This window comes from Streptococcus ictaluri 707-05, from assembly GCF_000188015.2.
Lineage (GTDB): Bacteria > Bacillota > Bacilli > Lactobacillales > Streptococcaceae > Streptococcus > Streptococcus ictaluri.
In genome coordinates this window covers 32252-43822 of sequence record NZ_AEUX02000004.1, presented here as the reverse complement: position 1 = coordinate 43822, position 11571 = coordinate 32252, and the positions used below count along the sequence as shown (strand labels likewise).

At 38.2% G+C, this 11571-nt stretch carries 11 protein-coding genes; 10 read left to right on the top strand and 1 reads right to left on the bottom strand.

The annotated features are described in order from the left end of the window. Window positions 1-19 precede the first annotated feature (19 nt). Window positions 20-1108 carry an MmcQ/YjbR family DNA-binding protein gene (locus tag STRIC_RS02870; protein ID WP_008087900.1) on the top strand — a complete coding sequence of 363 codons (1089 nt, stop codon included), beginning with the start codon at window positions 20-22 and terminating at the stop codon, window positions 1106-1108. A 16-nt stretch (window positions 1109-1124) separates the two neighbouring features. Next, on the top strand, window positions 1125-1829 hold the full coding sequence (locus tag STRIC_RS02865) for a B3/B4 domain-containing protein (protein ID WP_008087823.1): 705 nt from the start codon (window positions 1125-1127) through the stop codon (window positions 1827-1829). A gap of 48 nt (window positions 1830-1877) precedes the next feature. Here STRIC_RS02865 and STRIC_RS02860 read toward each other — a convergent pair whose 3' ends face one another. Further along, entirely contained in the window at window positions 1878-2351 is a 474-nt protein-coding gene (locus STRIC_RS02860) for an arginine repressor (protein WP_008087919.1), read from the bottom strand. A gap of 141 nt (window positions 2352-2492) precedes the next feature. Between STRIC_RS02860 and STRIC_RS02855 the strand changes: the two genes are divergently transcribed. From STRIC_RS02855 to arcC, 8 genes are all read left to right on the top strand, one after another. After that, window positions 2493-3173 (top strand): Crp/Fnr family transcriptional regulator, encoded by a 681-nt coding sequence (locus tag STRIC_RS02855; RefSeq protein WP_008087920.1) that lies wholly within the window; start codon window positions 2493-2495, stop codon window positions 3171-3173. 269 nt (window positions 3174-3442) lie between these two features. Continuing rightward, entirely contained in the window at window positions 3443-4678 is a 1236-nt protein-coding gene (gene arcA, locus STRIC_RS02850) for an arginine deiminase (RefSeq protein WP_008087965.1), read from the top strand. Window positions 4679-4684: 6 nt separating this feature from the next. Continuing rightward, window positions 4685-5125 carry a GNAT family N-acetyltransferase gene (locus STRIC_RS02845; RefSeq protein WP_008087989.1) on the top strand — a complete coding sequence of 147 codons (441 nt, stop codon included), beginning with the start codon at window positions 4685-4687 and terminating at the stop codon, window positions 5123-5125. Window positions 5126-5198: 73 nt separating this feature from the next. Further along, window positions 5199-6304 (top strand): IS3 family transposase gene (locus tag STRIC_RS02835; RefSeq protein WP_156033571.1). Its coding sequence is split into 2 segments (ribosomal slippage): window positions 5199-5475 and window positions 5475-6304, totalling 1107 coding nucleotides; the frame shifts between segments, so codons are not numbered across the junction. Window positions 6305-6449: 145 nt separating this feature from the next. Next, complete coding sequence (gene argF, locus STRIC_RS02830) at window positions 6450-7463, top strand: ornithine carbamoyltransferase (RefSeq protein WP_008087936.1); 1014 nt, start codon at window positions 6450-6452, stop codon at window positions 7461-7463. A 159-nt stretch (window positions 7464-7622) separates the two neighbouring features. Continuing rightward, a complete protein-coding gene (locus STRIC_RS02825; protein ID WP_008087915.1) occupies window positions 7623-9119 on the top strand; it encodes a YfcC family protein in 1497 nt (498 codons plus the stop codon). Window positions 9120-9169: 50 nt separating this feature from the next. After that, window positions 9170-10501 (top strand): dipeptidase, encoded by a 1332-nt coding sequence (locus STRIC_RS02820; RefSeq protein WP_008087849.1) that lies wholly within the window; start codon window positions 9170-9172, stop codon window positions 10499-10501. Window positions 10502-10524: 23 nt separating this feature from the next. Continuing rightward, complete coding sequence (arcC, locus tag STRIC_RS02815; protein ID WP_008087963.1) at window positions 10525-11475, top strand: carbamate kinase; 951 nt, start codon at window positions 10525-10527, stop codon at window positions 11473-11475. Window positions 11476-11571 lie beyond the last annotated feature (96 nt).

Sequence of the window (11571 nt, the reverse complement as noted above, 5' to 3'; positions counted from 1 at the left end):
ATCTTAGAAAAGAGAAGAAATGTCTATTCTATCCACTTATTTTAGTCGTAAAGTCCCTCTATTTGATCATTTAATTCCTTATGGTTTTACGTTCGAGGATGGTCTTTATACCTATGAAACTTATTTTTTAGACGGAGCCTTTATTGCCTCATTCACCATTGATTCTTCTGGGAGGATTTCAGGTAAAGTGATCGATAGTGATTTAAAGGAGCCCTACTTGCCTCTACAAAATGAGAGACAAATGGGACCATATGTCACGAAGGTTCGCCAGGCTTATCAGGAGCTGCTGAATCATCTGGCAGAACCTTGTTTTAAAGAGCAGCCCTTTCTTTCCAAGCAAGCTAATGACTTAGCTGAAAAAATAGCCAAGGAGTGGTCAGATCCTAGAGACTACCCTTTTGAGAAACATCCCGAATTTGCCACTTATCGCGTCTTAGGAAAATGGTATCTGATGATTTTCCCACTCCTAGCTGATAAACTAGACAATCCGCCTAAAGCGCTCCTTGGAAAAGAAGTGACTCTCATCACTATCAAGGTGGACCCTAAAATATTGCCAAGGCTCTTATCACAAGATGGTGTTTATCCTGCTTATCACATGTCTAAGAAACACTGGGTTAGTATTATATTGGATGGGTCTTTTGATTGGGAGGTCTTATGGCAGCTCGTTTGTCAAAGCCGCTATTTAGCCAATCCAGATCCTTTAGCCACTGGCGAAGAAAGGGATTACTGGATTATTCCTGCTAATCTCAAGTATTATGATATTGATGCTGAATTTGCAGCTAATCGCGACATTCTCTGGACACAAAAAGCCAGTATCAAGCCTGGCGATTACGTTTTGATATACATTACAGCCCCTACAAAGGCTATTCGCTATCTGTGTCGTGTCTTGAAAAGTGCTATTCCTAATGATGGCTATCGTCAAGATGCCACTATTGAGCAATTGATGCTACTCTCGCTTGAGGAAAGCTTCCAAGATGATTGGTTGACCTTTGAGTTCTTAAAAAAGCAGGGGATTAATGCCATCAGAGGTCCAAGACGAGCAACCCCTCAATTAATTGCTTTTTTAAAGGAAAAAGAGTATCTTAAAGATAATCCATCCAAGGATTAATAGAGGAGGATAAGTCATGGTTCAATTTATTGCTGATCAGAGTTTTTGCACACTTTTTCCAGAAGCTAAATTAGGGGTGTTATTACTGAAAGATTTGACTAATCAAACAGAAAACCACCCTGAAATCGAGTGTATACTGGCAGAAAGTCAGAACATGGCTAAGGCTTACTTGACTAATCCTTCTTTTAGCGATAATGAGATTATTCAGGTTTATCGAAAAGCTTATCAGCAATTTAAAACGAAAAAAGGAGCTAGGTCAAGTATCGAAGCACTTTTAAAACGAGTATCAAAAGGCCAGACGCTTAGTCCTATTAATCCCTTGGTAGACTTGTATAATGCTGCTAGTTTGCGATTTGGTTTACCCGTGGGAGCAGAAGATAGTGATAGCTTTGTCGGAGATTTGCGCTTAACGCTTACTGATGGTGGTGATGACTTTTTCTTAATTGGTGATTGTGAGAACCAGCCAACCCTAGCAGGGGAGTTGTGTTATAAAGATGATGCGGGTGCTGTTTGCCGTTGTCTTAATTGGCGTGATGGTGAAAGAACGATGATTACAGAGCACACCCAAAATGCCTTTTTAATCATAGAGGCCTTAGATGCTAGTGGGCAAGACCGCTTGCAAGAGGCGCTTGATTTTATAGAAGGACACGCCAAAATCTCTCTTGGAGCAAATACAACGTCTTATATCTTGGATAAGGATTGTTCTAGTATTATTATTTAAAAACATAAAAAAACTAGGTTAAGCATATAATAGCTCCCTAGTTTTTGCTTATTTATTACTAAAGAAAAAGGGTGGGGTGTAATGACTCAGGGTTTCAAAGCAAGCTCTAGCTTCTTCATTGCTTTCGCAAATGATAAGGCAGGTATCATCTCCACAGACAGTAGCAATAATTTCTGAAATTTGCATGGCGTCCAAAATGGAACCAAATGATTGAGCCAGTCCAGGTAAGGTTTTTAAAACAATTTGATTTTGAACAACCTTTAGCATCACTAAGGCATCTTCCATATAAAAGCGCAAGCGGTGTTCCCAACGTGTTTGAGAGATAGCTAAGGCTTCATAATGGGTATCGTTACCTGAAGTCACTTTGACAAGATTTAATTCTTTCATATCACGAGAAAGGGTTGCTTGTGTAATGCTAATACCATTTTTTTTCAGGCGTTCTTGCAACTCTTGTTGGGTATGTATAGTGGTTTCAGAAATAAGAGATCTAATCAACTGGTGACGTGTTTCTTTCTTATTCATCTTTTATAATTTTCCTTTAATTTATATTCATACAATCCGAGTATAACAAAAAGACATAAAGGCGTAAAGTTTAAACTGAACCGCTTACAAATATGTTGTTTTTATGTTACAATGAAGTAATGCTTAGTAAAGGAGAATGGTGTGATTCGACGAGAAGATTATCAATACCTTAGAAAACTAGATGACTTTAGTCATTTTACCATTGAACAATTTGATAAAATTGTTGGTCAGATGGAGTTTCGAAAAGCTAAAAAAGACTATATCCTTTTTTTTGAAGGAGATAAGCGAGATAAGCTTTTTTTAGTCACTTCTGGCTATTTTAAAGTGGAACAAACAGATCGTTCAGGAACCTTTATTTACACGGATTTTATTCGACATGGGACTATTTTTCCTTATGGCGGCTTATTTACAGATCCTACCTATCATTTTTCGGTAGTGGCCATGACTGATGTCACTTATTTTTACTTGCCAGTTGAACTCTTTGAAGCCTATTCGTTAGAGAATCGTCAACAAATGAAACATCTCTATAGTAAAATGTCAAAACTTATGGAATTGCACGAATTAAAAGTCCGTAACCTTATTACTTCTAGTGCCAGTTCACGAGTGACACAAGCCTTAGCCATTTTATTGGTTGAAATGGGAAAAGAAAGTGACAGTCTTCCATTTCAGTTGACAACAACAGATATTGCCCAAATGAGTGGAACTACCCGAGAAACGGTTAGTCATGTCTTGCGTGACTTGAAGAAGAAAAAACTGATCAGTATGAAAGGAAAATACCTGACCTATTTAGATCAAACCTATTTTTTACAATATACAAAATAAAGAAAAGCCAAAAAATTAAGATTTTTGGCTTTTTTTCTGAATTTATAAGTATAAAATTTTACGCTAAAATGTAAAAAACTTACAAGTAAACGTATACAAATTTATAAAGATAAAAAAACGACAAGAAAAGTGTAAACGATTACACATTTTAAACGTGAGAAATACCCCCTTTTTAAGTATTCTTTGAGGTAGACTAAGCATGTAAGCAAGAAGAAGAAATCTTGACTAGTGAATTCACAAAACTTATCAATTAGAAAGAGGTAATTCTTATGACTGCTAAATCACCGATTCATGTTTATTCTGAAATTGGTAGACTCAAAAAAGTCTTACTCCACAGACCAGGAAAAGAAATCGAAAACTTGATGCCTGACTATTTGGAAAGACTTTTATTTGATGATATCCCTTATCTTGAAGATGCTCAAAAAGAACATGATGCTTTTGCACAAGCTTTGAGAGATGAAGGTGTTGAAGTTCTTTACCTAGAAAAATTGGCGGCTGAATCATTAATTGATGCTGACATTCGTGAACAATTTATTGAGGAGTATATCTCAGAAGCTAATATCAGAGGGCGTGCCACTAAAAAAGCTATTCGTGAATTATTGATGTCTATCGAAGACAACCAAGAATTAATTGATAAAACCATGGCAGGGGTTCAAAAATCAGAACTTCCAGAAATTCCTGCTGAGGCTAAAGGATTAACAGACCTTGTGGAATCTAACTACCCATTTGCTATTGATCCAATGCCAAACCTTTACTTTACACGTGACCCATTTGCGACAATTGGTGAAGGGGTTTCTCTCAACCACATGTTCTCTGAAACACGTAACCGTGAAACCTTGTATGGGAAATACATTTTCACCTATCACCCAATTTATGGTGGTGGCAAGGTGCCAATGGTCTATGACAGAAGTGAAGACACTCGTATCGAAGGTGGGGATGAATTAATCCTTTCTAAAGATGTTTTGGCTGTAGGGATTTCACAACGGACAGATGCTGCTTCAATTGAAAAACTCTTGGTTAATATCTTTAAACAAAATCTTGGCTTCAAGAAAGTTTTGGCCTTTGAATTTGCTAATAACCGTAAATTTATGCATTTGGATACCGTGTTTACAATGGTTGACTATGACAAATTCACCATTCACCCTGAAATTGAAGGCGACCTCCGCGTTTACTCTGTAACATATGAAAATGATGAACTTCATATTGAAGAAGAAAAGGGTAATCTTGCTGAATTACTAGCAGCTAACCTTGGCGTTGAAAAAGTTGAATTGATCCGTTGTGGTGGTGATAACTTAGTAGCAGCTGGACGTGAGCAATGGAATGATGGTTCAAATACCTTGACCATCGCACCAGGTGTTGTAGTGGTTTACAACCGTAATACCATTACCAATGCTATCTTAGAATCAAAAGGATTGAAATTGATCAAGATTCACGGAAGTGAATTGGTTCGCGGTCGTGGTGGACCTCGTTGTATGTCAATGCCATTTGAACGCGAAGACATTTAAAAAGCTATGAAAGAGCTTATTATTGGTAACCAAGCCTTTCAACGAGCAGCTAGTCTTTATATTAGATACTCAGTTTTCGTTTTAGAAAAACATATCAAACGAGATGAAGAGTTCGATGATAAGGACGTTAGTGACACTTGTTATGCTGTTCTTTATGATCATTCAGAGCCTGTTTCAACTGCACGCTTCCTTCCAGAAATAGCTACTGAAGCTAGAATAACACGTGTTGCTACACTATCAAAACATCGTGGAAAAGGCTATGGTGCTCAGATTATTAGAGCTATGGAAAAGTATGCTCAAAAAGAAGGTTACCATGTATTAGTGATTCATAGTGAACTAAGCGCTAAGTCCTTTTACGAAACGCTTGGCTATAAAGCAAAAGGTCAAGTTTATCTAGAAGATGGGCAAGCTTGTCAAACGCTAGAAAAACATATAGGGGACAGCTAATGCTATGAATAGGTTACACTAAACTAGACAGAATTTATAAAGTGTTCTACACTAAAGAAAATAGGAGAATATTATGTCTAGAAAAATACGTCGCCACTTCACCGATGACTTTAAGCAACAAATCGTTGACCTTCACAATGCAGGGATGAAACGAAGTGAGCTTATCAAAGAATATGAGTTAACCCCATCAACCTTCGATAAGTGGGTACGTCAGGCTAAAACAACTGGTTCCTTTAAAACTATTGATAATCTTACAGATGAGCAGCGTGAACTGATTGAACTCCGAAAGCGTAATAAAGAACTCGAAATGCAGTTAGATATCCTAAAGCAAGCGGCGGTGATTATGGCACGAAAAGAGAAGTAATCACTGCTAATAAAGACAAATATAGCATTTCAGCCATGTGTCGTTGGTTGAACATTCCTCGTTCTAGCTATTACTACAAGGCTGTTAAACCAGTCTCCGAAGCGGAACTTGAAGAAAATATCAAAGCTATTTTTCTCGAAAGTAAGGCCAGATACGGGGCTAGGAAAATCAAGAAATGTTTGGAAAATGAAGGCATCCAGCTGCCTCGTCGTCGGATTCGTCGCATCATGCACAAACTCAACTTAGTATCCGTTTATCAGAAAGCAGCCTTCAAGCCACATTCAAAAGGGAAGAATGTGGCAGCTATTCCTAATCACTTAGCCAGACAATTTCATCAAGAAAAGCCTCTAAATGCTTTAGTAACAGACTTAACCTACGTTCGTGTCGGTAATAGCTGGGCTTATGTTTGCTTGATTATTGATCTCTTCAATCGTGAAATCATCGGTTTGTCAGTTGGTTGGCATAAGACCGCCGAATTGGTTAAACAAGCGATTCAGAGCATCCCTTACGCTCTGACCAAGGTCAAGATCTTCCATTCTGATCGTGGGAAGGAGTTTGATAATCAGCTGATTGATGACATGTTGGAAGCTTTTGGAATCAATCGTTCTCTAAGCCAAGCAGGCTGTCCCTATGACAATGCGGTAGCTGAGAGCACCTATCGCGCTTTCAAAATTGAATTTATTCATCAAGAAACCTTTCAGTCACTGGAAGAATTAATCCTTAAAACGAAAGATTATGTGCACTGGTGGAATTACCATCGCATTCATGGCAGTCTCAACTACCAGACACCCATGACATGGAGATTAATTGCTTAAAGAAAAAAGCACTTTATAAATGTTGTACAGAAAAGTGTTGCCTTTTCACTATTTTGGACATTATCTCTAATGTTAGGAGGCTTTGTTGCCTACTATCTCTATATCACATTCAAGAAAAACAATAAATACTCAAAGGAGAAAAAAGATGACTCAAGTATTCCAAGGACGTAGTTTCCTAGCAGAAAAAGATTTTACACGTGAAGAATTTGAATACCTAATCGACTTGTCAGCACACTTAAAAGACCTTAAAAAACGTGGGATTCCTCACCATTACTTAGAAGGCAAAAACATTGCGCTCTTGTTTGAAAAGACATCAACTCGTACACGTGCAGCCTTCACTACTGCAGCTATTGATTTGGGAGCTCATCCAGAATACCTAGGGGCAAACGATATTCAACTGGGTAAAAAAGAATCAACTGAAGATACTGCCAAAGTTTTGGGACGTATGTTTGACGGTATTGAATTCCGTGGCTTCAGCCAAAGAATGGTAGAAGAACTAGCAGAATTCTCAGGGGTTCCAGTCTGGAATGGCTTGACAGATGAATGGCATCCAACACAAATGCTTGCTGACTACTTGACTGTTAAAGAAAACTTTGGAAAATTAGAAGGCATTACTCTTGTATACTGTGGTGATGGACGTAACAATGTGGCTAACTCACTGTTAGTAGCAGGTACTTTGATGGGAGTAAACGTTCATATCTTCTCACCGAAAGAATTGTTCCCTGAAGAAGAAATTGTTAAACTTGCTGAAGGTTTTGCCAAAGAATCCGGAGCACGTATCTTGATTACTGACAATGCTGATGAAGCTGTTAAAGGCGCTGATGTCTTCTATACAGACGTTTGGGTATCAATGGGTGAAGAAGATAAATTCAAAGAACGCGTTGAGTTGTTGCAACCTTATCAAGTCAACATGGACTTAATCAAAAAAGCAGACAACGAAAATCTTATCTTCTTGCATTGCTTACCAGCTTTCCATGACACAAATACTGTTTATGGTAAAGATGTTGCTGAAAAATTTGGCGTGAAAGAAATGGAAGTTACTGATGAGGTTTTCCGCAGCAAATACGCTCGTCATTTTGATCAAGCAGAAAACCGTATGCACACCATCAAAGCTGTTATGGCAGCAACACTTGGTAATCTCTTTATTCCAAAAGTGTAATTAAGACTTAATGCATTAATTCTTAACAAACAGTAATATAACCATTTCATGTTACTACTTAAAAGGTACTTTAACTAAATGCACAAGTCGTTCTGGTTCTGGCGTCCTTGACCGGAACTAGGGCGACTTCTTTTTATGAAATGTAAGAGGTAAAACATTATGACAGAAGAAAAAAACGGGGGTTTTAGAATCCCTTCTTCTTACACTGTTCTTTTTATCATTATTGCCATTATGGCAATACTTACTTGGATTATTCCAGCAGGATCTTATGATAAGAATAAAGCTGGAGAAGTTATCCAAGGTACTTACCACACCGTAAAAGCAAATCCTCAAGGTTTGTATGATGTCTTTATGGCTCCTGTTCGTGGGATGCTAGGAACTGACAAAACAGATGGCGCTATTCAAGTTTCTTTCTTTATTCTTATGGTTGGCGGTTTCTTGGGTGTTGTTAATAAAACTGGCACACTTGACCAAGGTATTTCATCAATTGTTAAGAAAAACAAGGGTAGAGAAAAAATGCTCATTGCCATTTTGATTCCAATCTTTGCATTAGGTGGATCAACTTATGGAATGGGTGAAGAAACCATGGCCTTTTACCCATTGCTTATACCAGTAATGCTTGCGGTTGGATTTGATACCTTGGTTGCTGTGGCTATTATACTGATTGGTTCGCAAATTGGTTGTTTAGCCTCTACCATAAACCCATTTGCAACAGGAGTAGCAGCTGACGCTGCTGGTGTTTCTATTGCAGACGGTATGTTTTGGCGTATTCTTCAATGGTTTGTCTTAGTAGCTCTATCTATTTGGTTTGTTTATAGCTATGCGATCAAAGTTGAAAAAGACCCAAGTAAATCCTTGGTTGCCGATAAAATGAAAGAACATCGTGAGTTCTTTAAACTTGAAAATCAAGGTTCAGATATGACAAAAGCTCAAAGTAAAGTCCTTTGGATTTTCATTGCTGCTTTTGCCATTATGATTCTAAGTCTTATTCCTTGGGAAGGCTTCAAAATCAATCTCTTTACAGATATTAATAATTTCTTAACAGGATTACCTGTTTTTGGGACATTGTTTGGCAAAACAGCAGCCCCACTTGGAACTTGGTACTTCCCTGAAATTTCAATGCTCTTCATCATGATGGGAATACTAGTTGCTCTCGTTTATAAAATGAAAGAAGAAGACTTCATTTCATCATTTATCGCTGGAGCCGCAGATCTTTTAGGGGTAGCTATTATCTGTGCGGTAGCACGTGGTATCCAAGTCATCATGAACGATGGTCAAATCACTGCAACCATTCTTTCTTGGGGTGAAAAAGGACTTTCTGGACTTTCTTCACAAGTCTTTGTTATCTTAACTTACTTATTCTACCTACCAATGTCATTCTTAATCCCATCAACTTCAGGACTTTCTGGAGCTACTATGGGTATCATGGCTCCTTTAGGCCAATTCTCAAATGTACCGGATCACTTGGTTATTACAGCCTTCCAATCTGCTTCAGGGGTGCTAAATATTGTATCACCAACATCAGCAATTGTAATGGGAGCTCTTGCACTTGGTAAAGTTGACATCACAACTTGGTGGAAGTTTGTCGGAAAATTTATTGCTCTTGTAATGGTAGTTAGTGTTGCTATCATGTTACTAGCAACATTCTTTATCTAAGAGATTTAGCCTTACCTTATTAGAGCTAAGTAATATGGAGGCCTTAATTTATGAAAACCTATATCACACCAAACCATCAAAAAGATTGTGTGGCAGCTATTAAAAAGATTGTCTCCTTTCCTTCTGTTTTAAAAGAAGGAGAGAATGGCACGCCATTTGGACAAGCCATCCAAGACGTCTTGGAAGAAACGTTGAAGCTATGTGAAGAGCTTGGTTTTTCAACTTACATTAATCCAAAAGGTTACTACGGTTATGCCGAATTAGGTGACCCAAAAGAGGTCTTAGCTATTTTGTGTCATTTGGATGTGGTGCCAGAAGGTGATCGAAACTTGTGGAAAACAGATCCTTTTGACTGTGTTGAAGAAGATGGTCGCTTATTTGGTCGGGGGACACAAGATGATAAGGGACCTTCAATGATGGCACTCTTTGCAACCAAAGCCTTAATGGATGCAGGGATTAGCTTTAACAAACGGATTCGTTTCATTTTCGGTACTGATGAAGAAACCTTATGGCGCTGCATGAATCGCTATAATGAAATAGAAGAAGAAGCTACATTTGGCTTTGCACCTGACTCTTCTTTTCCTCTGACTTATGCTGAAAAAGGCTTGCTTCAAGCTAAGTTAATCGGAAAAGGTTCTGAAAGTCTAGAGTTAGAAGTGGGTCAAGCTTATAATGTGGTCCCTGCTAGAGCAAGTTATCAAGGTAGAGACTTAGAAGCAGTAGCCAAAGAGCTTGATAAGTTAGCCTTTGAATATGTCAAAACCGATCAAGAATTAACAGTTTATGGTTTGGCTCAGCATGCTAAAGATGCTCCTGATGGCATTAATACCTTGATCCGTTTAGCCAAAGCCTTAGTCGCTATTTATTCTGATCCAAGCTTGGACTTTTTAGCCAATGTCGTGGATGAAGATGGTAAAGGGCTTAATATCTTTGGAGATATCCAAGATGAGCCTTCAGGAAACTTGAGTTTCAATGCTGCTGGGTTAACCTTGAATAAAGATGAAACCGAAATTCGTTTAGATATTCGGATTCCAGTATTAGCTGATAAAGATAAGCTGGTTGAACAATTAACTGCTAAGGCAAAAGAATATGGGCTAACTTATGAAGAGTTTGATTATTTAGCACCGCTCTATGTGCCTTTGGATAGTGAGTTGGTAAGGACGCTTCTTGAAGTATATCGTGAGCAAACAGGCGATCAAAGCCCTGCTCAATCTTCTGGCGGTGCTACCTTTGCCAGAACCATGGCTAACTGCGTTGCTTTTGGAGCTTTGTTCCCTGAGGCAGTCCAAACCGAACATCAAGAAAATGAACACATCGTCTTAGAAGATGCCTTTAAAGCAATGGACATCTATGCGGAAGCTATTTACCGTCTAACGAGATAATAAATGATGAGGAGAAGAAAAATATGTCAAAACAAAAAATAGTTGTTGCACTTGGAGGAAATGCTATTTTATCCACAGATGCTTCAGCTAAAGCACAGCAAGAAGCCTTAATTTCAACATCAAAATCACTTGTGAAATTAATCAAAGAAGGTAATGAAGTGATTATCACCCATGGTAATGGACCACAAGTAGGTAACTTATTATTACAACAAGCGGCAGCTGATTCCGAAAAAAATCCTGCAATGCCTTTAGATACCTGTGTTGCCATGACTGAAGGAAGCATTGGTTTTTGGTTAGTAAATGCTCTTGATAATGAATTGAAAGCTCAAGGCATTGAAAAGGATGTTGCAGCAGTAGTAACTCAAGTTATTGTTGATAAAAATGATGCTGCTTTCAGCAATCCAACAAAACCAATTGGACCTTTCCTTTCTGAAGAAGAAGCTAAGAAACAAATGGAAGAAACTGGTGCTAACTTTAAAGAAGATGCTGGGCGCGGTTGGAGAAAAGTTGTACCTTCTCCAAAACCAGTTGGCATCAAAGAAGTTAATGTTATTCGTAGCTTAGTGGATTCTGGTGTTGTTGTTGTCAGCGCTGGTGGTGGCGGTGTTCCAGTTGTGGAAGATCCTGAAACGAAACACATTACTGGTGTTGAAGCTGTCATTGACAAAGACTTTGCTAGCCAAACACTTTCAGAATTAGTAGATGCTGATCTGTTCATCGTTCTTACAGGTGTTGATAATGTTTTTGTTAACTATAACAAACCAGACCAAGAAAAATTGGAAACTGTGACTGTTTCTCAAATGAAAGAGTACATCACTCAAGATCAATTTGCTCCAGGTTCTATGTTACCTAAAGTGGAAGCAGCTATTGCCTTTGTAGAAAACAAACCTTCTTCAAAAGCAATCATCACGTCACTTGAAAACATTGACAAGGTCCTTTCTGAGGGAGCTGGTACTCAAATCGTGGCTGACTAGTAGGGTTTGCTAGCTAAAATAAAAACAGAAATAAGTAAAGGAAAAGGCTAAATTAAGCGAATTTAGTCTTTTCCTTTACTTTTATTAATTGTATAA